Here is a 21,451-nt window from a genome sequence, read left to right on the forward strand (position 1 = left end):
GTGGCTCGCCGTCCGCGGGACTCCGCCCGCGACCTCATGCGTGACGCCGTGCTCGACGTCGCGGCGGAGGAGGTCGTGGCCCACGGCTGGGACGGGCTGCAGGTGCGGGCGGTCGCGACCCGGGCCGGGGTCAGCCGCCAGACGGTCTACAACGCGTTCGGCGACAAGCACGGCCTGGCCGAGGCGCTGATCCTGCGGCTGCTCGACCGCTTCCTCGAGGGCATCGACGCCGTCATCGGGCGGGAGACCACGCTGCGGGCGCAGTGGGAGGCGACCGTGCGGTACACGCTGGAGACCGCCGCCACCGAGGCCCTGCTCCGGGCGGTGCTCACCGGCACCAGCAGCGACGAGTTCCTGCCCCTGCTCACCAGCGACGGCGGGCCGGTCATCACGCGGGCCCGCGACCACGTGGCGGCGACCCTCGGCGGCCACCACCCCGACCTGGACCCCCGGGTCCTGAGCGCGACGGCCGAGACGGTCACCCGGCTGACCGTCAGCCACATCGTGCTGCCGCTGCACCCGCCCGCGCGGGTGGCCGCCCACGTCGCCGACCTCGCCACCGCGATCGTGGCCGTGCCCCGCTGACGGGGAGGGACCCGGGACGCGCTCGCCCAGTGGGCGCCCACGGCTGCCCCGGCGACCCTGAGGGTCCACTCGGCGTCGCCCTGGGCGGCCGCGGCCCGCCGAGTGGGCGCCCACGGCTGCCCGGGCGACCCTGGGGGTCCACTCGGCCCGGCCGCCGTGGCCCGACGTGGACGGCCCGCGGCGCAGGCGAGCCCCTGCCCGCTCGGGGCGGGCAGGGGCTCGTGGACAGCGGCGGTCAGCCCACCGCGGGGTCGACGGCCACCGGCTCCCGGCGCGGCCGGTGGTGGTTGGCGTTGCGCGGGGTGGCCAGCACCTCGCGGGTCCGGTCGTCGAGCGCGAGCGAGTCCGACAGCGCGCCGGAGGAGGCGAGCACCGTCTCCAGCGCGGTGAGCCAGTGCTCGTAGTAGCTCCAGGGCTCGCCGCCCGTGCCCTCCTCCCACTGCCGGATCGACTCGATCAACGAGAGCTGGAACTCGCTCCACTCGTAGTGGCCCTCGTGGTACGCCGCGACCGCGATCGCGAACGCCCGCAGCTCCCACTGCTCGCGGAAGGGCTGGTCGGCCCCGGGCAGCTCGCACACCAGCTTCTCGACCCGACGCCGGGCGTCGCCGAGCTCCGTCGTGTCCTGCCGGTAGCCGGTACGGCCCTCGCCGACGACGGTGGCGTCGAGGTCCTCGTACGCCTCGCCGTCGGCGAAGGGCAGGTGGCCGTGACCGTGGCCGTGGTCGTCGCCCATCAGGGCTGCTTCGGCCGGCCGACGCCGATCATCGAGTCGCGGGTGACGAGGGCCTCGAGCTGCTCGGCGCTCCAGCCGTCGGTCCCCGCCGGTCGCTGCGGGAGCACCCAGTACCGCAGCTCGGAGCTGGAGTCCCAGACCCGGATCTCGACCGATTCCGGCACGTCGTACCCGAACTCCTCGCGCAGCACCCGGCGCGGCGCGCGCACCATGCTCGCGCGGTAGGCCGGCTCCTTGTACCAGTTCGGGGGCAGCCCGAGCACCGGCCACGGGTAGCAGGAGCACAGCGTGCAGACGATGACGTGGTGGAGGTCGTCGGTGTCCTCGACGGCCACCATGTCCTCGCCCTGCAGGCCGCCGATGCCGAGCTCCGCGCACGCCGTGCTGGCGTTCTCGAGCAGGCGGGCCTTGAAGTCGGGGTCGGTCCAGGCCTTGGCGACGACCCGGGCGCCGAGCTGCGGCCCGACCTCGTTCTCGTAGATCTCGGCGAGCCGGTCGACCGCGGCCGACGTCATGAGGCCCTTCTCGATCATGATCGACTCGACGGCCTTGACGCGCGCGGCGATCTGGGCCTGGTGATCGGTGGTGGGCACGCTCTCGGCGGTGCTCATGGCGGGGTTCCTCACTCGCTCGCGGGGACGATGTAGGGCTCCCAGACGTCGAAGGTGACCGAGCCGTTCGGCTCGGCCGCCTCGGCGCCCCAGAGCTCGGCGTTGGTGAAGCGCACGGTGTAGACGTGCTCGGGCGCCTCGCCCAGGTCATTGCCCGCGGTGTCGGGGTAGATCATCTCGCCGTGGGCCAGCTCGACGACGCCCGTCTTCCCGCGGATGTAGTTCGCCTTGCGGGTGTGGCCGTGCGGGGCGTCGGCGACGACGGTGACCCGGTCGCCCACCGCGAACTTCGCGACCTTGCCGGTGTCGCGGCCCGCCGGCGCCCCGGCGGGGATGACCGCCTCGATGAACGCGACCAGCTCGCCCTCGGGATCCTTGTCCTCGGGCAGCGGGGCGTCGGGGTGCTCGAGGTAGTACTGCGTGCGCTTCTCGATCTCCTCGGGGTCGAGCAGCCCCTTGCGCACGCCGTGGTGGGTGACCGAGTGGAGCCAGTGCTCGTAGTAGGGCGAGGTCAGGTACTCGACCGGGTCCATCTGCTCCATGCCGAAGCGGAACGAGTCGACGCCGAAGAACCCCGCCCGGAACGCCAGCGGGAAGAACGTGTGGGCGTGCTTCTCCCACTCCGCCTTCCACACCGGCTCGGACTCGGTGGGGTTGATCGCGCCGATCCCGTCCCTGCCGCCGAGATCGTGGATGCCGTTCACGGGAACTCCTCCAGTGGGTCGGGTCGGATCAGACGGCGGCGGTCGCCGGCGCGGGCGTCGGGAAGCCCCCGACGGCGTGCTCGTAGGCGTGCGCGGCGCGCAGGACGGTGGCGTCGTCGAACTGGCGGCCGACCAGCATCATCCCGACGGGCAGTCCGTCGGCCAGCGGCGCGGGCACCGAGCAGGCCGGGTGGCCGGTGACGTCGAACGGGCTGGTGTTGGCGAGCATCTCCAGGGCGCGGGCGAGGAGCTCCGGCGGTCGGGCGTCGCGGCCGGGGCGCACCGTCGCGCGCATCGGCACGGTGGGCATGACCAGCAGGTCGACGTCGGCCAGGGCGGCGTCGTAGGCCGCCGCGAGCTTGGGGGCGAGGTTGCGCGCCATGGCGTAGTGCCGGCCGTGGGTGGCGTTGAGCCCGTACTTGCCCGCGAGCAGCACCAGCTTCACGGTGTCGGGGAACCGGGAGCCGTCCTCGGTCCAGCGGCTTCCGTAGTGGTCCATGACCTCGGGGTCGTAGAGGCCCTTCCAGTTCAGGCCGTACCCGTAGGTGTCGATCATCTGCGAAGTGGCGCCCTCGGTGGCGATGACGTCCCAGATGCGCGGCCCGTGCAGGTGCCACGGCACGGACACCTCGCTGACGGTCATGCCCGCGTCGGCGAGCGCGCCGATCGCGGTCCGCACCGCGTCGTCGGTCTCCGGCTCGGACTCCGGGAGCCCGAACCCCTCGCGCAGCACCCCCACCCGCAGGCCCTGCGCCCCGCCGTCGAGGGCGCCCAGGTAGTCCTGGACCCGCAGGTCCGCGGGCTGGCGGGGGTCGTGCCCGTCCCGTCCGGCGATCACCGAGAGCATGAGCGCCGCGTCGGACACGGTGCGCGTCATCGGGCCGACGTGGTCGACGGTGAACTCGATGGGGAAGGCCCCGGTGTAGGGGACGAGCCCCCAGGTCGGCTTGTGCCCGACGAGCCCGCAGTTCGCCGCCGGCATCCGGATCGACCCGCCCTGGTCGCCGCCGGTGGCCATGTCGACCACCCCCGCCGCGACGAGCGCGGCGCTGCCGCTCGAGGAGCCGCCGGCGCTGCGCGTGGTGTCCCACGGGTTCTCGACGTCGCCGGTGGACGCGGTGATCGAGGCGCCGGCGAAGCAGAGGTCCTCGCACACGGCCTTGCCGGCGACGGTGGCGCCCGCGTCGAGCAGGCGGCGCACGATCGTCGCGTCGGTCGAGGGGACGAAGCCCTCGATGGTCGTCGAGCCGTTGGTCATCGGGACCCCGGCGACCGCGGTGTTGTCCTTGACCGCCACGGTGCGCCCGGCGAGGGGGCCGGACGACGCCTCGGTGATCGACGTCGTCACGTACCAGGCGTGGTAGGGGTTGTCGGCGGGATCGGGGCGGGTCCAGGGGCGCTCGGGGGCCGCGGGCGTCTCGGCCTCGTAGAGCTCGGCGACGGCGTCCCAGGACGCGAGCAGGCCCGTCACCACCGGCGCGAACTCGGCGACCTCGTCGGGGGAGAGGCCGAGGCCGTAGCCGGCCGCGACCGCGGTCAGCGCCTCGTGGTCCGGGGTGGGCAGCGGCATCGGGCGGCTCCAGGGGCTCTCGCGCCGGTGGTCGGGGGACCGGCTGTGACCACGAGCACCGTAGGGAGCGCGGCGCGAATACGTCAATGATCACCGACGCGTCCACATGTTTCGGTCGCGTGTCATCGCGACCGACCCGCTCAGCGGCTGGGCGCCGCCGCGTCGAGGACCCGCAGGCCCGACGGCCCGGCCTCGGCCACGTAGAGCTGCGGGCGCACCAGGTCCCGGGTCCCGACGACGTCGTCGGGCGCACCCTCGGCGCGCCGCACGAGGGCGCGCGCGTGCGCGGCCGCGGCGCCGTCGGGGTCGCGGTGCAGCACCCGGGCGTAGCGGTGGATCGCCTCGTAGACCGTCTCGGAGAGCGTGGTGATCGCCGGCGCGAACTCGCCGAACGCCGCGCGGTAGCGGCACAGCAGGTCGTCGTTGCCCGCGACCGGGTTGTCCTGGAAGTAGGAGAGCGCCGTCCGCAGGCCGGTCCCGGCCCGCGGCCCGATGTGCGCGAGCGTGGACTCCTCGAGCGCGAGCGAGACGGTGCGCGTGGTGTCCCGCAGCCCGGCGGCCTCGCTCTGGCGCTCGAAGGCGACCTCGTCGGCGCCGACGAGGGTGGACAGCACGAGGTCCGCACCCGAGCGCCGGACGGCCTCCACGGTCGCGGAGAAGTCGGTCGTGCCGAGCGGGCTCAGGGCCTCGCCGGCGACGTCCCCGCCGGCCCGGGCGATGGCGCGCCGCGCGGCCGCGTGAGCCCCGTAGGACCACACGTAGCCCTCGCCCACCAGGAACCAGCGCCGGGCCCCCGTCGTCGCCATCGTCGGGGCCACCAGCGCCTCGAGCTGGGCGTGCGGGCGCTCGCCGAAGCGGACGGCCGTCGGGGAGAGCCCGCCGCCCTCGTTGAGCACGCTGTGCACGACCAGCACCCCGCGGCCGGCGAGGACCCGGCGCACCGCCTCGAAGCTGGCCGAGGTGCTGTTGACGAAGACGGCCCGGCAGCCGAGCCGGGCCATGCGCTCGGCCTCGACGGCGGCCTGGGCCTCGTCGGTGGCGTCGTCGGCGACCACGAGGCGCAGCGGGCGGCCCCCGACCCCGCCGTCGGCGTTCACCTCGGCCACGGCGAGCTCGGCCATCAGCTCCGCGGACAAGGAGTACACCGCGCCCGGCCCGGAGGAGGTCGCGACGACGCCCACCCGCACCGCGCCGTCGTCGGGAGGCTCCGGGAGCGGGATGCCGCGCCGGTGCAGCAGCCACTCGACGCCGTCGGCCGGCACGTGCGCGCGCACCTGCACCCGGGTGCCGCGCGGGCCGGCAGGGGTGAACCGCAGGCAGAGCCGGCCGCGCCACGGCTGGGTGTGCTCGATGTCGATGATCGCGGCGGGCACCACCCGCGAGAGGCGGCCGAGGACGTCGACGTCGTGGCGCCCGAGGTCGTCGAGCGGCAGCCGCATGCTCACCGGAGCGCCGCGGCGGACGTCGTCGCAGCGCGCGTCGAACATCCACCCCGCGCCCTCGGCGCTCCCGAACAGGGCGAACACCTCGTGCGGCGGCCGCGCGACGGTGCGCTCGGCGGCGACCGTGGTGGTCTGCATCGGGCCCTTCCACCGGGGTGGGGTCAGCCGGTCCCCTGCTCCTCGTCCGTCACCGGGGTCCCGGGCGCGACGGCGGGTCCCGTCGCGGCCACCCCGTCGACGGCCTGCTGCAGGATCGACTGCAGGAACACGAAAGCATCGCGGACGGCGCCGTCGACGTCGAGGCTGTAGAAGCGGTTGCGGCCCTCGCGCCGCTCGCGCACCAGGCCCGAGGTCCGCAGGACCCGCAGGTGGCTGGAGACGGTGGTGCGGCCGACCGCGTCGATGCGGCCCGCGATCTCGCCGACGGAGAGCTCGCCATGCTCCCCGAGCACGGCCAGGATCCGGCGCCGCACGCGGTCGGAGAGCGCGTCGAACGCGCGCTCCTCGTCCGTCTCCACGGCGGGCAACGTATCACCCGTCGATGACTGACCACACATCGTCGGAAGAGGGTGTGGTCAGCGGCGGCGACGAGCCCGCTCCGCCGCGTCGTCGAGGTCGACCCCCACGTGCTCGTCGAGCCAGCGCCCCAGCGGGGCGAGGCGCCGCCACGTCGTCGCGACCCGTTCGGCCAGGGCCGGGGTGTGCAGCTCGTCCGACGGCGGCCACCGGTACCAGGCGTAGAGGCTGCGATGACGCAGCAGGTCGAGGCGCGGGTGGTCGGGGTCGGTGCCGCGGGGGCGGGTCTTGAGCCGGTCGCCGGCGACGGTGAAGCCGTCGGCCTCGAGGTCGTCGACGATCCCCGCGAGGACCGGGCCGTGGCGCTCGTCGTCGACGGCCGCCCGGTAGCGGGCCACCTGCGCGGGCACCATCGCGTAGTAGCCGACCGCCACCATGACGCCGTCGGCCGAGAGCTGCACGTAGTGCGGGCCGGCGGTCGCGCCGCACTGGACCTTGTAGGGCGACTTGTCCGCGGCGAAGCGGACGTCGCGGTGCGGTCGGAAGATGCGCCCGGGGCCGAACTCGGCCTCGAGGTCGGCGAGCAGCGCGTGCATCGGCCCGCGGACGTCGCTCTCGTAGAGGTGCTTGTGGTCGCTCCAGTAGGCCTTCGAGTTGTCGGCCTCGAGCCCCTCGTAGAAGTCGACGGCCGCGTCGCCGAACCCCGTGAACCCCACGGCGGCACCGTAGACGACTGTTCCGCGGACGTCGGGCGGCCTAATGTCCCCGGTCATGGCGCGCTACGAGTTCCGGTGCCGCGAGTGCGGGTCGACCTTCGAGGTGGACCGGCCGATGCAGCGCTCCTCCGACCCCGCGGACTGCCCGGCGGGGCACACCGACACCGTCAAGCTGCTCTCCACCGTCTCGCTCGGCGGGCGCGCCCGGACGGCGTCCCCGGCCCGCCCGGCGATGGCCCCGGCCGGTGGCGGCGGGTGCTGCGGCGGCGGGTGCTGCGGCGGCTGACGGGGTAAGGCTCTCGCGGACCAGTCACGCGAGACGAGGAGGCACCGTGGCGCCGCAGCCACCCGACCCGTACAGCTTCCTGCCCGACGTCCCCACCTTCGAGGTGACCAGCAGCGACGTCACCGACGGGCAGACCCTCGAGACACCCCACGTCAGCGGGATCATGGGCGCCGGGGGCGAGGACGTGTCCCCCCAGCTCTCCTGGTCGGGCGCACCCGAGGGCACCCGGAGCTACGCGGTGACCTGCTACGACCCCGACGCGCCGACGGCGAGCGGGTTCTGGCACTGGGCGGTCGTCAACATCCCGGCGTCGACGACGTCGCTGCCGGCGGACGCGGGCGACCCGGACAAGGGCCTGCTGCCGGCCGGCGCGATCACGCTGGCCAACGACGCCGGCGCCCACCGCTTCATCGGCGCCGCCCCGCCCGGTGGGCACGGGCCGCACCGGTACTACTTCGTGGTCCACGCGGTCGACGTCGAGGACCTCGGGGTCGGCGAGGACGCCACCCCGGCGTTCCTGGGGTTCAACCTGTTCTTCCACACCATCGGCCGGGCGACGATCACGCCCGTCTACGAGGTCTCCGGCTGACGCCAGGGCCCGGCCCGCCGTCGGCGGGCCGGGTACCGGGGTCAGCGGTCGAGGATCTCCTCGAGGAAGGCCTCCAGGTCGAGCGGCTCACCCGCGACGCCCACCAGGCGGGGCGCGGGCCGCAGCTCGGCGGTGGCCTCCTCGACCGCCGCGCACACCTGCGTCAGCTCCTCGGTGCCCAGCACCCGGAAGCCGCGCATCGTGCCGTTCCACGGCCGGTGCCACTCGAGAGCGGTCAGCTCGGTGCCCTCGATCTCCCACATCTCCACGCGATTGCCCATCCAGGGCACGGAAGTCGTCGGCATCGTCATCGGTAACCACCACCAGAAAGGTCGTCTGACGCTCGGACCGAGCCCGCCAGGTCGGGTACAGCGGGTGTGGCCGCAACGTCGGGGCGACCACGTCAGGGTGCCTCGCCGGATGCTCTCGGTACACGTGGACGTGCGCTGCGCGACAGCGACGCCCGTCACCCTCGGGCGGGGTCCCGACGACGCGACGTCACGGCTCGTGGCGGCGGCCGGCGACCCGGGCCGAGGGGCACGCCGCGCAGGCCGCGGGGCTCGGCACGTGGATGGCGTGCCGTTCGCCGAGCCAGGGCGGGGCGGGTCAGGCCGGGGCGCCGGCCGGGTCCTGCCACGGCGCCGGCCGCCGGACCGCGACGGCGAGCACGACGACGACCAGCACCAGGAGCACCGGCGCGGGCAGCAGCGCCCAGGCGAGCCCGGCGTGCAGCACGAGCAGCGTCCCGGCCAGTGCCCCCACGAACATCGTCACCACCGCGAGGACACGGCGGGTCACCACGGGCCGCCCGGCGGAGCGGACGTCGGCCGCGATGCCGGTGAGGGTCATCGTGAGCACGGTCGTCGTCAGGTCGGGCACGGCGAGGCGGCGCACGGCGGAGTTCTGGAGACCCAGCGCCACCGCGGCCGGCGCCGCGACCGCGGCCGCGAGCCCGCTGCCCGGCGTGCCACCGGCGCCGGCGAGCAGGCCGACGCCCACGAACAGCAGCACGGCTTCGACGAGCGCCACGTCACGGAGCAGGTGACCCCGCCGGTGGGCCCGCGACGACGCCAGCGGGCCGCCGATCAGCGCGCCGACGAGGAAGCCGCCGAGGGCGGCGAGCGAGGCCGCCAGCGAGAAACCGGGAGCGCCCGCCACGGCGAAGCCGAGGAAGACGACGTTGCCGGTCATGTTCGCGACGAAGACCCGCCCGAGGCCGAGGACGCTGACGGCGTCGACGAGCCCGGTGGCCGTCGTCATCACCAGCAGCAGCACCGGCAGCGGCCCGTGCACCGGCCCCCGCAGCAGGGCGCCGTCCCAGCGCGGTGGCGCGCTCACCCCTCGTCGTCGACGAGGTGCACGGCGGCCTCCTCGGCGCTCGCGCCGGCGCCGTCGACGCCGATGTCGTCGGCCCAGAAGTCCTCGCCGTCGTCGCGCAGTACGAGCCGGCCCGCGCGGGCCTCGCCCACCTCGTCGTCGTAGAGCTCCCCGTCGGTGTCGCTCTCGTCGCCGAGCCCATCACCGCGATCCGGGCTGCCCTCGTCGTCGAAGGAGGCGTCCGGCACCTCGCGGCGCAGGCGCCCGTCGAGCGGCTCGCCCTCGCGCTCCTCCTCCTCGGTGACGCCCCACGCGGTGACGCCCTCCGGGCGCTCGTTCGGGGAGACGCCCTCGTCGAGCGGGTCGGGGACGTCGGGGTCGGCGAGCGTGTCGGTCTCGTCGAGCTGCTCGAACACCGTGTCGTCGTCGCCGTCCGGGTCGTCGCCGGAGAGGTCGTCGGGGTCGGTCATGGGCTCGGTCATCGGTGTCTCCCGGTCAGTGCAGGTGCCGCTGCCAGTCGGCCGGTACCCGGCCGGCGGGACCGGGGGTCGGCTGCGACGTCGGGTGGTGGCGCGGCGCGGCGAGGTCGGGCCCCTCGCCGGCGGCGCCGGAACGGTCGTCGTAGAACCAGTACTCGCCCGGCTCGTAGCTGGTGAGGATCGGGTGTCCGGCCCCGCGGGCGTGGGCGGTCGCGTGCTGCGCGGGGGAGGAGTCGCAGCAGCCGACGTGCCCGCAGGCGGCGCACCGGCGCAGGTGGAACCACCACCCGCCGTCGCGCTCGCACTCCAGGCAGCCGGGCCCGGAGGGTGCGGCGGCGGGATCGATCTCGAGCGGCTCGGTCACGGGGATGATCGTGCTCGCTCCCGCGGCCCGGCGGTATCCGTTGGACGACTGTCGTGCGTCTCGCTCCTGCACCGGGGGATGAACCGGGTGACTGCGGTCGTTCGACGCAAGCGGACCGTGACGCCGCCTCCCTAGGCTGGGCCGTCCGGGCACACGTGTCGAGAGGAGCCCGACCATGGCGATCACCCGCGGCTTCACGGGTCGGCGACGGCAGGCCGAGCGCGATCCGCGCCTGCCCCCGGGCCAGTACGACGTCGGGAGGTCGTGGCCCGTGCTCACCGCCGAGGCGACGCCGCGGGTCGACGCCGAGCGCTGGTCGCTGACGATCGACGGGCTCGTCGCGCACCCGACGAGCTGGTCGCTCGCCGAGCTCAAGGCGCTCGCGGGCGCCGCCGACGACACCTACCGCGGCGACATCCACTGCGTGACGACCTGGTCGAAGCTCGACACCTCGTTCACCGGCATCAGCCTCGACACCCTGCTCGGCATCGCGCAGCCGCTGCCCGAGGCGACCCACGTCGTCGAGGAGTCGACCACCCGCTACACCACCAACCTCCCGCTGGAGGACGTGACCGGCGGCAAGGCGTGGGTGGTGTGGGAGCACGAGGGCAAGCCGCTCTCCCGCGAGCACGGCGGCCCGGTGCGGGTCGTCGTGCCGCACCTGTACTTCTGGAAGTCCGCGAAGTGGATCTCCAAGATCCATCTGCTGGACCACGACCAGCCCGGCTTCTGGGAGCTCAACGGCTACCACGACCACGGGGACCCGTGGCTCGAGCAGCGCTTCGACGGCGACTGACCCGACCGATGACCGAGATCGGGAACGACCGGCGGCTGGCCGCGGTGTGGCGCGACGCCCGCGTCGTCGACGTCCGCCACCACGGCGACATCGCGGTGGTCCTGCGGCTCGACGTGCCCGACCGCGTCCTGCACCGGCCCGGCCAGCACTACGTGGTCCGGCTGCGCGCCGAGGACGGCTACACGGCCAGCCGGTCGTACTCGACGGTCTCGGCGCCGTCCGACGACCTCGTCGAGCTCTACGTCGAGCGGGTGCCCGACGGCGAGGTGTCCGGCTTCCTCGCCGAGGTCGTCGAGCCCGGCGACGAGCTCGAGGTCCGCGGGCCGATCGGGCGCTGGTTCGTGTGGGACGGGTACGGCCCCGCCCTCGGGATCGGCGGCGGCAGCGGGGTGGCGCCGCTCGTCTCGATGCTGCGACACGCCCGCGAGGTCGGGCGCCCCGAACTGCTCTCGCTCGCGGTGTCGGCGCGGACGGCCGCGGACCTGCCCTACCGCGAGGAGCTGGAGGCAGCCGGGGCGCTGGTCGCCCTCTCCCGCGAGCCGGGAGGCTTCCGGCTGGACGCCGCCGCCGTCGGGGCCATCGCCGACCCCGGCGCCACCGCGCTGGTGTGCGGATCCGCACGGTTCACCCTGGCGATGGAGTCGCACCTGCTGGCGGCCGGGCAGCCTGCTGACACGATCCGCGTCGAGCGGTTCGGGCCCAGCGGTGAGATCGACGAGGATGAGGCGAGCACATGAGTGACCTGGACGTCGACGTCGTGGTGATCGGCGCCGGTCCCGTCGGCGAGAACGTGGCCGACCGCGCCCACCAGCAGGGCCTGTCGGCGGCGATCGTCGAGGCGGGCCTGGTCGGCGGGGAGTGCTCCTACTACGCGTGCATCCCGTCGAAGGCGCTGCTGCGCCCGGTCGACCTGCTCGCCGCGGCGCACCGCGTGCCCGGCGTCCAGGCCGGGCCGATCGACGTGGCCGAGGTGCTCGCCCGGCGTGACCAGTTCGCCGCCGAGGACGACTCCGGCCAAGCCGACTGGCTCTCCGGCGCCGGGATCACGCTGCTGCGCGGACGCGGCCGGCTGGCCGGCGAGCGCGCCGTCGAGGTGGCCCACGACGACGGTACGACGACGTCGGTGGCCGCGCGCTACGTCGTCGTCGCGAGCGGGTCGGTCCCGACGTACCCGCCGGTCGACGGCATCCACGACGTCGGCGCCTGGACGAACCGTGACGCCACCCAGGTCAAGGACGTGCCGTCGTCGCTGCTGATCCTGGGCGGCGGGGTGGTGGGCGTCGAGATGGCCACCGCCTACCAGCGCCTCGGCGCGCAGGTCACGCTGGTCCAGCACGGCGAGCGGCTGCTGCCGAACACCGAGCCGGAGGCGGGCCGCCGCGTGCAGCGGGCGCTCGAGGCCGACGGCGTCGACGTGCGGCTCGGGACGTCGATGCGCGCGGTCCGCCGGGAGGGCGGCGAGGTCGTCGCGTCGCTCGACGACGGGTCCGAGGTGCGCGGCGCCGAGCTGCTCGTGGCCGCCGGGCGCCGCTCGACCACCGACGACCTCGGCCTGGAGACCGTGGGGCTCGAGCCGGGGAAGCCGTTGCCGGCCGACGACTCGACGACCGTGCTCGGCGACTGGCTCTACGCCGTCGGCGATGCCAGCACCGGCGCGAAGCTCACGCACATGGGCAAGTACCAGGCGCGCATCTGCGGCGACGTGGTCGTCGCCCGCGCCCACGGCAAGGAGCTCGGCGGGCGGTACTCCCACCATGCGACGACGGCCGAGCACACCGCCGTCCCGCAGGTGATCTTCACCGACCCGCAGGTGGCCGCCGTCGGGCACACCGAGGCCTCGGCGCGCGACGCGGGCCTGCCGGTGCGCGCGGTGTCCTACGAGATCGGGAACACCGCGGGCGGATCCCTGCAGGCCGACGGGTACGACGGCTTCGCGACGCTCGTGGTCGACACCGAGCGCGAGGTGATCGTCGGCGCGACCTTCGTCGGCCAGGACGTGGCGGACATGGTGCACGGCGCGACGATCGCGATCGTCGGCGAGGTGACGGTGCAGCGGCTGTGGCACGCCGTCCCGTCGTTCCCGACGATGAGCGAGGTGTGGCTGCGGCTGCTGGAGGCCTACGGCATGTGAACGAATTTGGTCGTGGGAGCGACCACAAACGTTCACAACAGGACGCGCCTCTCCAAGCCCACCTGCGTGCGCGTATGTGAACGCTTGTGGTCGCTCCCACGACCAAATTCGTTCACATGGGCTCTGCCCTAATTGCTGATCGCCGGTGCCGCCCCGACGAAGCGCTCGTCGGCGATCTGGTCGACCAGGAAGTCGGCGATGTCGGCGCGCGACATCTCCACGCCCACCGGGTCGCGGCCCAGGAACCCGGCCTGCACCGTGTGATTCGCCGGCACGTCGATGGGCGCGAAGATCCGCGCCACGGTCCAGTCCAGCCCCGACGTCGCGACGACCTCGCTGATCCCCTGCACCTCGCGCAGCGCGCCGGGGATCAGCAGGCCGATCGCGATCGGCACCAGGCGGTCGAGCAGGCGCGGGCGGTCCCGCGGGTCGGGGACGCTCACGGTGGCCAGCGCGACGAGCCGCCGGACCCCGGCGTCGTGCATCGCCGCGACGATGCGCCGGGTGCCGTCGGTCAGCGGAGTGCCGCGCACGAACGGGTCGATCGGCGGCCCGAGCGCGCTGACGACGGCGTCCGCCCCGGCCACCGCGTCGGCGATGGCCTCGGCGTCGGTCAGCTCGCCGCTGACGACGTCGACCGCCGCGGCCGCCACCTCGAGCTTGCCGGGCGAGCGGACGAACACCGTCACGTCGTGGCCCTCGTCGAGCAGACGGCGGACGACCAGCGAGCCGATCTTGCCCGTCGCGCCGAACACGGTGACCTGCACGGCCATCTCCCCCTCGTCGTCGTGTCGAGCCGGGATCGCCCGACGACGAGGGGTTCACCACGCGACGAGACCGGCATCACGGACCGCGCGCCGACGACGGACCGCGCTGCCGCCAGGATGTCGCCGTGGCCGACACGACCGCAGCGCCCGGCGCGCTCTTCGACACCACCGCCCACCTGCTGGACCACCGGCTCGCCGTCGAGCAGTCCCGGGGCCGCACCCCGTCGATGGCGGGCGCCGTGGTCCGTGGCGGCGAGACCGTCTGGACCGGCGCGCGCGGCACCGTCGAGGACGGGACGCCGACGCCCGACACGCAGTACCGCATCGGCTCGATCACCAAGACCTTCGTCGCCGTCCTCGTGATGCGGCTGCGCGACGAGGGCCGCCTCGACCTCGACGACCCGCTCGGCCGCCACCTCCCCGACGCCCCGGTCACCGACCCCACCCTCGCCCAGCTGCTCGCGCACTCCTCGGGGCTCGCGGCCGAGACGGGCGCGCCCTGGTGGGAGCGCTCCGACGGCGCCGTGCGCCCGGACCTCGCGAGCCTCGTCGCGATCCCGCCGCTACGCGGGCCGGGACGGCGCCACCACTACTCCAACGTCGGGTTCGCGCTGCTCGGAGCCCTCGTCGGGCGGTTGCGCGGCACGTCGTGGACGGCCGCGCTGCAGGCCGAGATCCTCGACCCGCTCGGCATGGACCGCACCACCTACCACCCGACGCCGCCGCACGCCGCCGGCTGGGCGGTGCACCCCTGGGCCGACGCGCTGCTGCCCGAGCCGACCGAGGACGCGGGGCTCATGGCGCCCGCGGGCCAGCTGTGGTCGACCACCACCGACCTCGGCCGGTACGGCACCTTCCTGCTGCACGGCGACGACGCCGTCCTCGGCGCCGACACGCTCGCCGAGATGCGCGCGCCGTCGGCGCCGGCCGAGCCGGGCGAGCCGCTGCGCTCGCAGGGTCTCGGCCTGCAGCTGCTGCGCCACGGCCACCGCGACCTCGCGGGCCACACCGGCTCGATGCCCGGGTTCCTCGCGACGCTCTGGGTGGACCCGGTCGAGGACCTCGCCGGCATCGTGTTCGCGAACGCCACGTCGGGTCCGGCGATCGGGACGACGGTGGCCGAGCTGCTCGCGCTCGTCGCCGACCGCGAGCCGCGGCTGCCCGCGGCCTGGGTGCCCGCCGCGCCGTCGCCGGAGCTGCTGGCGCTGACGGGCCCCTGGTACTGGGGCGCGGCGCCGGTCGCGCTCCGGGCGCACGGCGCCGACGAGCTCTCGATCGGCGGGCTCGGCGGCGGGGCGCGGGCGTCCCGCTTCCGGCCCGGCCCCGACGGCAGCTGGGTGGGGCTCGACGGCTACTACGCCGGCGAGGTGCTGCGGGCGGTGCGCGACCCCGACGGGACGGTCAGCCACCTCGACCTGGGCAGCTTCGTCTTCACCCGCGAGCCCTACGCCCCCGCCGACGTCGTCCCCGGCGACGTGGACCGCGCCGGCTGGCGATGAGCCCACCGCCCTCGGCGGGTCTCCAGGACGTGACACCGACCCCCGTGCCCGACCTGACCCCCGCCTGCGAGGCCACCGCCGCCCTCGTCGCCGCGCTGCACGACGACGAGCTCGCCCTCCCGACCCCGTGCGACGCCCTCGACGTCGCGGGCGTCGTCGCCCACCTCGACCTCGCCGGTCAGGGCTTCGCCGTGATCGGGCGCCACGGCGACGACGAGCCCGCGCCGCCGTACGGCCCCGACCGCGGACCGACCTGGCGGCGCGACCTCGCCGACGTCCTCGCCCGGCTCGCCGACGTCCTCGCCCGGCTCGCCGACGCCTGGCGCGACCCGGCGGCGTGGGAGGGCGACACGGACACCGGCGTGGCGCTGCCCAACGCGACGTGGGGCCGGGCCGCGCTGACCGAGGTCGTCGTCCACGGCTGGGACCTCGCCCGCGCCACCGGCCGGCCGCTGCGCTTCCCCGAGGTGACCCTGCGCGCCACGCTCGACCACGTGCTCGTCTTCGTGCCGGCCGCGCCCGTCCCGGCCCTCTGGGGGACACCGGCGACGGTGCCCGACGACGCGCCGCTGCTCGACCGCGTCGTCGCTGCGACGGGACGACGCCCCTGAGCGCTACGGTCGGCGACGTGGCGGAGCTCGTCATCGTCCGGAACCCGAACCCGGAGTCCAGCCTGGGCTACCTGCTGTGGGTGCCGGTCGGCGACGGGCTCGTCTTCCGGACCTCGGACACCTGGCCGCGCACGAAGGCGCTGTACTGCCACCCGGCCGACCGCTCGGAGTGGCCCGGGCCGGCCGCCCTCGACGTCGTCGAACGGACGCCGCTGCTGTCCTGCGCGCGCCACGGCGCGGCCATCGACGTCGTCGCCGACCGCCGCAGCGAGCGGCGCTCGCAGATCGTCTTCACCCGGGCCCGCGGTCGGGAGATGGTCTTCTGGCAGTCGCCCCGCACCCGCAAGCAGGCCCGCCCGCAGGTCCGCACCCCCACCGCGCGGGCGGCGGGCGCGGACGGTGAGCTGGAGATCGTCGTCGACTCCCACGAGCGCTACGCCTACCGCTTCGCCGGTCAGCAGGTGCGCACGGTCGGCCGGGCGCTGCCGGTCGGGGACTACGGCGTCGTCGTCGGCGAGCGCCTCGTCGCCGCGGTCGAGCGCAAGTCGCTCCCGGACCTCGTCGGCAGCCTGATCAACTCCACTCTCCGCCACGCCGTCGCCGAGCTGGCGACGCTGCCGCGGGCCGCCGTCGTCGTCGAGGACCGGTACTCCGGGATCTTCGCCCAGGAGCGGGTGCGGCCGGCGAAGATCGCGGACTCGCTCGCCGAGCTGCAGGTCCGGCACCCGTCGGTCCCCGTGGTGTTCGCCGAGACCCGGCCGCTCGCCGAGGAGTGGACCTACCGGTTCCTGGCGGCCGCGTCGGAGTGGGCGCGGGACGAGGCGGTGGTGGCCGAGCGGATCGACGGCGCCGCGTCCGAGATCGGGACGGACGCGCCCGCCGCCCCGGAGGCGACGACGGCGGAGGTGCGCGCCTGGGCGCGGTCGGCCGGACTCGACGTCCCCGACCGCGGCCGGCTCCGCCCCGAGGTGTGGGCGGCCTACCGCGCGGCGAGAGCGCGGGACTGAGCCCTCACCCCCTCGAGACAGCCTCGACGCGGCCGTCCCCGGCCCGTGCGAGACGGAGATCGGTGGTGACGACGACGGCGTCGAGCCGGTCGGCGAGCTCGACGTACAGCGCGTCCACCAGACGCAGTCGACCGCGGCGGTCCCAGGCTCCGGCCAGGAGGTCCGCCACCCGGTGCTCGGTGACGGGGATGGCGGCAAGGCGATCGAGGGCGGTGCCGACCTCGTCGTCGGTCAGGGTCGCCCCGCGGTGGAGGCGCCCCAGGGCGGAGAACACCTCGGCGGAGAAGTGCGCGGGGACGTGCAGCGCCGCACCCCGCAGGCGCGCCGCAGCGGGTTCGGCGAGCTGCGTGCCCGCCAGGAGCTCGACCGCGACCGACGCGTCCAGGACGATCGCGTGGACCGGCGCCGGTCCGCTCCGGGACTGCTCGGGAACGGTCATCGCCCGCCGGCCGTCCCGAACTCCTCCCGGGCGTCGTCGAGGGCGGCCAGGACCGCGTCGTGGTCCGCGCGGCCGGTCGGTGCCGGCAGCGAGTCGAGCCAGTGATCGGTGGCGTGGCGCTCGACCTCCGCCCGCAGCGCCGACTGGGTGAGGGCGGAGACGTTCAGGCCGAGCTCTCGCGCGCGCGCCGCGAGATCGTCGGGGACCCACACGTTCAACCGCGCCATACACACACGATACACACGACCTCGCGTCGGCCGGGTCCGGTCAGAAGTCCTGGCTGGTCTCGGTGGCCGCGTCGGGACCGGAGATGCGGGTGAGGTGGACCCGTCGGCTGAGTCGGATGACGGGCCGGATGAGCAGCTCGACGCTGCCGGCGAGGAAGCACCAGGTGCCCGCGATCGTCGTCGCGTCGGAGAAGAACAGGATGCTGCCGATGATGAACCAGAGCGCGACCAGGATGTCGTTGATGATCGACAGCACCTCGTAGCGCCGTCGGATGACCAGTTCGTCGTGGCCGATGTGGATCGTCAGGGGACCCGGACCCGTCGTCATGGCGACAGGATGCGGCACCGGCCCGCGCCGGCCCAGGGCCGGCCGGTGGTGTCGTTCGGCCGTCGGACGAACCGCTCTCGCGCGACCGGGTCGTGACGACGCGGTCGCTCCGCAGCACGTCCTCGTCGGGCGCGGCGGCTCAGCCCCGACCCAGGTACGGCATCGTCGTCGCCATCACCGTGAGGAACGGGACGTTCGCGTCGAGCGGCAGCCCCACCATGTAGCGGACGGCGTCGGCGACGTGGACCGGGTCGAACGTCGGCTCCACCATCCGCTCGCCGTTGGGCTGCACGATCCCCTCGCGCATCCGGGCGGTCATGTCGGTCGCGGCGTTCCCGACGTCGAACTGCCCGCAGGCGATCCCGAACGGCCGACCGTCCAGGGCGACCGAGCGGGTGAGCCCGGTGATCGCGTGCTTCGTCGCGGTGTAGGCGATGCCGCCGGGCCGCCCGACGTGCGCCGCGATCGAGCCGTTGTTGACGATCCGCCCGCCCTGCGGGTCCTGCCGGCGCATGATCCCGAAGGCCTCGCGCACGCACAGGAACGAGCCGGTGAGGTTGACGCCGACGGTCTGCTGCCAGCCCGCCACGTCGACCTCGTCGGGGGTGCCGACGGGCCCGGTCATGCCGGCGTTGTTCACGAGCAGGTCGAGCCGGCCCCACGCGTCGGTGACCGCCCGGAAGAGCGCCGCGACCGCCTCGGCGTCGGCGACGTCGGTGGGGACGACGAGCGCGCCCTCCGAGCCCCCGGCCGTCTCGCGCAGCGCGTCCTCCCGCCGCCCGGCCAGGGCCACCCGCCACCCGTCGTCGAGCAGCGCCCGGCTGATCACGCGGCCGAGACCGGACCCGGCCCCGGTGACGACGGCGGTCCCGGGCTCGGTGCGCATGGCGCCCACCCTGGCCACGGCGTCGGGAATGTTCAATCCCGGGCCCCGACGACCCTGGCGCGCGCTGCCGGAGCTCGGCGTCGATCAGCGCTGGTCGGGCGCCGGCGCCGACCCCGCGGCGATCGCCGCGGCCACGTCGAACCGCTCGACCCGGGCCTCCACGCCCTGCAGCCCCACGAGGCTGACCAGCGCGAACAGCAGGTAGACCGCGTCGGCCTGGCGCAGGGTGAGGCTGACGAAGCTCAACGTGTACGCGACGTACATCGGGTCGGCGAGCACCGCGTAGATCCCGCCCTCGGCGAGCCGCCCGCGGCCGAAGAAGTTCCCGTTGAACAGCGCCTGCGCCCCGAGCGCCCGGATCGCGAGCCCGAAGACCACCGACGCGGACACGCTGACGACCAGGCCGAGCGGCCGCACCCAGGCCGGCAGCGGCCAGGACGGCTCGGGCCCGACGACGACCAGCACCGCGACCAGCGCGACCGCCGCGCCCCACACGACGACGAGCAGCGCGATATGCGCGGGCCAGGCCCAGCGCCCGAACACCCGGTCGTGGAACCGGTGCCGCCGCTGCGCCCACACCGCGACGCAGTTGACCGCGATGGCCCCGGCGAGGGCGGCGAGGGCGATCCACAGCATCTCCTCGTCCCCCACCGGGTCGCGGGCCAGGTAGGCCACTCAGCCTAGAGTGCGCGACCGTGACCCCGGTCGCCGAGGTGGGGCAGCCGGCCCCCGACTTCACGCTCGAGGGCACGGACGGCCCCTTCACGCTCTCCGAGCACCGGGGCGAGCGGGTGGTGCTGCTCTTCTACACGATGGACCGCGGCTCGGTCTGCGCCCGCCAGTTCCGCTCCTACGCGGCGAACCGGCACGCGCTCGACGAGCTCGGCGCCACCCTCGTCGGCATCAACGGGCAGGGTCTCGAGTCCCACCGCCGGTTCCGGCGCCGCGACGGCGTCCCGATCCCGCTGCTGTCGGACCCCGGACTCACCGTGGCCTCGGCGTACGGCGCCGCGGTCCCGGTGGTCGGCACGCGGCGCTCCGTCGTGGTGGTCGACGAGGAGGGCGTGCTGCGCCACCGCCACGTCCACACCCTCGGGCTGGGCTTCGCGACGGTGGCCGACCTGCGGCGGGTCCTCGCCGACCTCGGCGCAGCGCCCCGTCGCCTACGGTGGGACCCGTGACCCGGCTGGCGCTGTGCGGGGGGATCTACTCCAACCCGTACGCCCTGCGCGCCTTCGTGGCCGACGCGCGGCGCCGGGGCGCCGACCGGCTGATCTGCCTCGGGGACCTCGGGGCCTACGGCGCCGAGCCCGAGGCGGTCCGGCCGCTGCTCGACGAGCACGGCATCGAGTGCCTCGCCGGGAACTACGAGGTCGCGATCGGCTCCCGCCAGGCCGACTGCCTGTGCGGCTACACCGACGACACCGACAACGCCTTCGGTCAGATCGCCTACGACTACACCTTCGCCCACACCTCCGAGGCGTTCGCCGCCTGGATGGCGACGCTGCCGACGGAGCGCCGGTTCGACGTCGACGGTGTCGCGGTGCACCTCGTGCACGGCTCCCCGCTGGCGCTCAACGACTTCTGGTGGGAGTCCCTCGACGACGGCGCCCACCGGCTGCGGGCGGACGCCTCCGGCGCCGACGTCGTGTGCTGCACCCACTCCGGCCTGCCCTGGACCCGGCGCATCACCCGCTCCGACGGCGGCGAGACGCTCGCGGTCAACGTCGGGGTGCTCGGGCGGCCGGCGAACGACGGCGGCCGCCACGTCTGGTACGCGCTGCTCGACGTCGTCGACGGCGCCGTGTCCGCCGAGCTGGTGCCGCTCGACTACGACTGGCGCGCCCAGGCGGCGTCGATCCGGGCGGCGGGCCTGCCCGAGGCGTTCGCCGAGGTGGTCGAGACCGGCTGGTGGACCTCCTGCCTGGAGATCCTCCCGCCGGCGGAGCGGTCCCGGGGACGCTTCCAGCTGTACCGCTCGGTGCTCGCGCAGCTGGCCGGGACCGAACCCGGGCCGGCGGAGCGCCCCGTCGTCCCGCTCTTCGGCTCGGTGCTCTTCCCGGCCCGGTTGTGGATCTACACGAACTTCGACTGCAACCTGGCGTGCGGCTACTGCTCGGTGGCCTCGTCCCCGCGGGCCGAGCGCCGCCGGCTGGGGCTCGAACGGTTCACCGCGCTGGTCGACGAGGCCGTCGACGCCGGGGTCGCCGAGGTCTACGTGACCGGCGGCGAGCCGTTCCTGGAGCCCGACCTCATCGACATGCTGCTCTACGCCAGCGAGCGCCTCGAGGTGGTCTGCCTGACCAACGGGATGCTCTACCGCGGGCGGCGGCGCCAGGAGCTGGAGCGCCTCGCCGGGCGGCCGGGCCTCACGCTGCAGACGTCGCTGGACGGCACCGAGGCCGCGCACGACGCCCAGCGCGGCCGCGGCTCCTGGACCCGGGCGCTCGAGGGGGTCGACGTCGCCCGCGCGCTCGGCCTGCCGGTGCGGGTGGGCATGACCGAGACGACCGCCAACGAGGGGCAGGGCGACGCGCTGCGGACGCTGCTGGCCGACCACGGGGTGGCCCCCGAGCAGGTCGCGGTCCGGCCCCTGGTGGCCCGCGGCAACTCCGGCGCCGGGATCGCCGTCGACCAGGAGGGCACCGTCCCGGAGCTGACCGCCGCCGCCGACGGCTGGTTCTGGCACCCCGCCGGCGCGGACCGGGCCACGTCGCCCGACATGCTCGTCGGCGGACCGGAGCTCCCGCTGACCGAGGCCCGCCGTCGCACCGTCGAGCGGTTCCTGACGCTGCGGCAGCGCGACGGTTCGCTGCCGACGATCTACCAGTGCGCGGTCTGAGGT

At 74.9% G+C, this 21,451-nt stretch carries 28 protein-coding genes; 11 read left to right on the forward strand and 17 right to left on the reverse strand.

All coding sequences use genetic code 11. The annotated features are described in order from the left end of the window. Entirely contained in the window at positions 1–585 is a 585-nt protein-coding gene (locus HH311_RS20860; protein WP_169185599.1) for a TetR family transcriptional regulator, read from the forward strand. 235 nt (positions 586–820) lie between these two features. On the opposite strand, the gene HH311_RS20865 is transcribed toward HH311_RS20860, so the two are convergent. From HH311_RS20865 to HH311_RS20895, 7 genes are all read right to left on the reverse strand, one after another. Further along, entirely contained in the window at positions 821–1,321 is a 501-nt protein-coding gene (locus HH311_RS20865; RefSeq protein WP_169185600.1) for a nitrile hydratase accessory protein, read from the reverse strand. Continuing rightward, positions 1,321–1,932, reverse strand: coding sequence for a nitrile hydratase subunit alpha (nthA, locus tag HH311_RS20870; RefSeq protein WP_169185601.1), 612 nt, complete (start codon positions 1,930–1,932; stop codon positions 1,321–1,323). Before nthA ends, HH311_RS20865 begins: the two co-directional genes overlap by 1 nt. A gap of 11 nt (positions 1,933–1,943) precedes the next feature. Beyond that, positions 1,944–2,636: a nitrile hydratase subunit beta gene (nthB, locus tag HH311_RS20875; RefSeq protein ID WP_169185602.1), complete on the reverse strand. Its 693-nt coding sequence runs from the start codon at positions 2,634–2,636 to the stop codon at positions 1,944–1,946. Positions 2,637–2,664: 28 nt separating this feature from the next. Further along, entirely contained in the window at positions 2,665–4,206 is a 1,542-nt protein-coding gene (locus HH311_RS20880; protein WP_169185603.1) for an amidase, read from the reverse strand. A 140-nt stretch (positions 4,207–4,346) separates the two neighbouring features. Next, positions 4,347–5,786 (reverse strand): ABC transporter substrate-binding protein, encoded by a 1,440-nt coding sequence (locus HH311_RS20885; RefSeq protein ID WP_169185604.1) that lies wholly within the window; start codon positions 5,784–5,786, stop codon positions 4,347–4,349. 23 nt (positions 5,787–5,809) lie between these two features. After that, positions 5,810–6,166, reverse strand: a complete 357-nt coding sequence (locus HH311_RS20890) for a metalloregulator ArsR/SmtB family transcription factor (protein WP_312030290.1) — start codon at positions 6,164–6,166, stop codon at positions 5,810–5,812. A gap of 57 nt (positions 6,167–6,223) precedes the next feature. After that, positions 6,224–6,880: a DUF2461 domain-containing protein gene (locus HH311_RS20895; protein ID WP_169185606.1), complete on the reverse strand. Its 657-nt coding sequence runs from the start codon at positions 6,878–6,880 to the stop codon at positions 6,224–6,226. 55 nt (positions 6,881–6,935) lie between these two features. Here HH311_RS20895 and HH311_RS20900 point away from each other — a divergent pair, with 55 nt between their 5' ends. Next, positions 6,936–7,166, forward strand: coding sequence for a zinc ribbon domain-containing protein (locus HH311_RS20900; protein WP_169185607.1), 231 nt, complete (start codon positions 6,936–6,938; stop codon positions 7,164–7,166). 46 nt (positions 7,167–7,212) lie between these two features. Then, positions 7,213–7,755, forward strand: coding sequence for a YbhB/YbcL family Raf kinase inhibitor-like protein (locus tag HH311_RS20905; protein WP_169185608.1), 543 nt, complete (start codon positions 7,213–7,215; stop codon positions 7,753–7,755). A gap of 41 nt (positions 7,756–7,796) precedes the next feature. On the opposite strand, the gene HH311_RS20910 is transcribed toward HH311_RS20905, so the two are convergent. From HH311_RS20910 to HH311_RS20925, 4 genes are all read right to left on the reverse strand, one after another. After that, a complete protein-coding gene (locus HH311_RS20910; protein ID WP_169185609.1) occupies positions 7,797–8,066 on the reverse strand; it encodes a hypothetical protein in 270 nt (89 codons plus the stop codon). A gap of 295 nt (positions 8,067–8,361) precedes the next feature. Further along, positions 8,362–9,093, reverse strand: coding sequence for a YoaK family protein (locus HH311_RS20915; RefSeq protein ID WP_312030291.1), 732 nt, complete (start codon positions 9,091–9,093; stop codon positions 8,362–8,364). Then, positions 9,090–9,554: a DUF5709 domain-containing protein gene (locus tag HH311_RS20920; RefSeq protein ID WP_248292842.1), complete on the reverse strand. Its 465-nt coding sequence runs from the start codon at positions 9,552–9,554 to the stop codon at positions 9,090–9,092. The genes HH311_RS20915 and HH311_RS20920 overlap by 4 nt, the downstream gene beginning before the upstream one ends. A 13-nt stretch (positions 9,555–9,567) precedes the next feature. Then, a complete protein-coding gene (locus tag HH311_RS20925; RefSeq protein WP_169185610.1) occupies positions 9,568–9,915 on the reverse strand; it encodes a UBP-type zinc finger domain-containing protein in 348 nt (115 codons plus the stop codon). 175 nt (positions 9,916–10,090) lie between these two features. On the opposite strand from HH311_RS20925, the gene HH311_RS20930 reads away from it, so the two are divergent. Genes HH311_RS20930 through HH311_RS20940 form a run of 3 tightly spaced genes read left to right on the forward strand, consistent with a single transcriptional unit; the run spans position 10,091 to position 12,842 of the window. Beyond that, on the forward strand, positions 10,091–10,711 hold the full coding sequence (locus tag HH311_RS20930) for a sulfite oxidase-like oxidoreductase (RefSeq protein ID WP_169185611.1): 621 nt from the start codon (positions 10,091–10,093) through the stop codon (positions 10,709–10,711). A gap of 8 nt (positions 10,712–10,719) precedes the next feature. Beyond that, positions 10,720–11,448: an FAD-binding oxidoreductase gene (locus tag HH311_RS20935; RefSeq protein WP_169185612.1), complete on the forward strand. Its 729-nt coding sequence runs from the start codon at positions 10,720–10,722 to the stop codon at positions 11,446–11,448. Then, a complete protein-coding gene (locus HH311_RS20940; RefSeq protein WP_169185613.1) occupies positions 11,445–12,842 on the forward strand; it encodes an NAD(P)/FAD-dependent oxidoreductase in 1,398 nt (465 codons plus the stop codon). The genes HH311_RS20935 and HH311_RS20940 overlap by 4 nt, the downstream gene beginning before the upstream one ends. A 128-nt stretch (positions 12,843–12,970) precedes the next feature. Here HH311_RS20940 and HH311_RS20945 read toward each other — a convergent pair whose 3' ends face one another. Beyond that, positions 12,971–13,615 carry an NAD(P)-dependent oxidoreductase gene (locus HH311_RS20945; protein WP_211190565.1) on the reverse strand — a complete coding sequence of 215 codons (645 nt, stop codon included), beginning with the start codon at positions 13,613–13,615 and terminating at the stop codon, positions 12,971–12,973. 119 nt (positions 13,616–13,734) lie between these two features. On the opposite strand from HH311_RS20945, the gene HH311_RS20950 reads away from it, so the two are divergent. Genes HH311_RS20950 through HH311_RS20960 form a run of 3 tightly spaced genes read left to right on the forward strand, consistent with a single transcriptional unit; the run spans position 13,735 to position 16,726 of the window. Next, positions 13,735–15,108, forward strand: a complete 1,374-nt coding sequence (locus HH311_RS20950) for a serine hydrolase domain-containing protein (protein ID WP_312030292.1) — start codon at positions 13,735–13,737, stop codon at positions 15,106–15,108. 44 nt (positions 15,109–15,152) lie between these two features. Continuing rightward, positions 15,153–15,719, forward strand: a complete 567-nt coding sequence (locus HH311_RS20955; protein WP_312030294.1) for a TIGR03086 family metal-binding protein — start codon at positions 15,153–15,155, stop codon at positions 15,717–15,719. A gap of 17 nt (positions 15,720–15,736) precedes the next feature. Further along, positions 15,737–16,726, forward strand: coding sequence for an ERCC4 domain-containing protein (locus HH311_RS20960; protein ID WP_169185615.1), 990 nt, complete (start codon positions 15,737–15,739; stop codon positions 16,724–16,726). A 4-nt stretch (positions 16,727–16,730) separates the two neighbouring features. On the opposite strand, the gene HH311_RS20965 is transcribed toward HH311_RS20960, so the two are convergent. The 5 genes from HH311_RS20965 to HH311_RS20985 all read right to left on the reverse strand — a co-directional run bounded on the left by HH311_RS20965 (position 16,731) and on the right by HH311_RS20985 (position 19,281). Further along, positions 16,731–17,165 (reverse strand): type II toxin-antitoxin system VapC family toxin, encoded by a 435-nt coding sequence (locus HH311_RS20965; RefSeq protein WP_169185616.1) that lies wholly within the window; start codon positions 17,163–17,165, stop codon positions 16,731–16,733. Beyond that, a complete protein-coding gene (locus HH311_RS20970) occupies positions 17,162–17,392 on the reverse strand; it encodes a type II toxin-antitoxin system CcdA family antitoxin (RefSeq protein ID WP_169185617.1) in 231 nt (76 codons plus the stop codon). The genes HH311_RS20965 and HH311_RS20970 overlap by 4 nt, the downstream gene beginning before the upstream one ends. Before the next feature lie 40 nt (positions 17,393–17,432). Next, positions 17,433–17,720, reverse strand: a complete 288-nt coding sequence (locus HH311_RS20975) for a YrhK family protein (RefSeq protein ID WP_169185618.1) — start codon at positions 17,718–17,720, stop codon at positions 17,433–17,435. Between the two features lie 139 nt (positions 17,721–17,859). Then, positions 17,860–18,606, reverse strand: coding sequence for an SDR family oxidoreductase (locus tag HH311_RS20980; protein WP_169185619.1), 747 nt, complete (start codon positions 18,604–18,606; stop codon positions 17,860–17,862). An 84-nt stretch (positions 18,607–18,690) separates the two neighbouring features. Next, entirely contained in the window at positions 18,691–19,281 is a 591-nt protein-coding gene (locus HH311_RS20985; RefSeq protein ID WP_169185620.1) for a methyltransferase, read from the reverse strand. A gap of 20 nt (positions 19,282–19,301) precedes the next feature. On the opposite strand from HH311_RS20985, the gene HH311_RS20990 reads away from it, so the two are divergent. Further along, positions 19,302–19,787, forward strand: coding sequence for a peroxiredoxin family protein (locus HH311_RS20990; RefSeq protein WP_169185621.1), 486 nt, complete (start codon positions 19,302–19,304; stop codon positions 19,785–19,787). After that, positions 19,784–21,448 (forward strand): radical SAM protein, encoded by a 1,665-nt coding sequence (locus HH311_RS20995; RefSeq protein ID WP_211190566.1) that lies wholly within the window; start codon positions 19,784–19,786, stop codon positions 21,446–21,448. Before HH311_RS20990 ends, HH311_RS20995 begins: the two co-directional genes overlap by 4 nt. The last annotated feature ends 3 nt before the right edge of the window (positions 21,449–21,451 follow it).

Origin of the sequence: Actinomycetospora sp. TBRC 11914, from assembly GCF_012933465.1 — a bacterium.
Lineage (GTDB): Bacteria > Actinomycetota > Actinomycetes > Mycobacteriales > Pseudonocardiaceae > Actinomycetospora.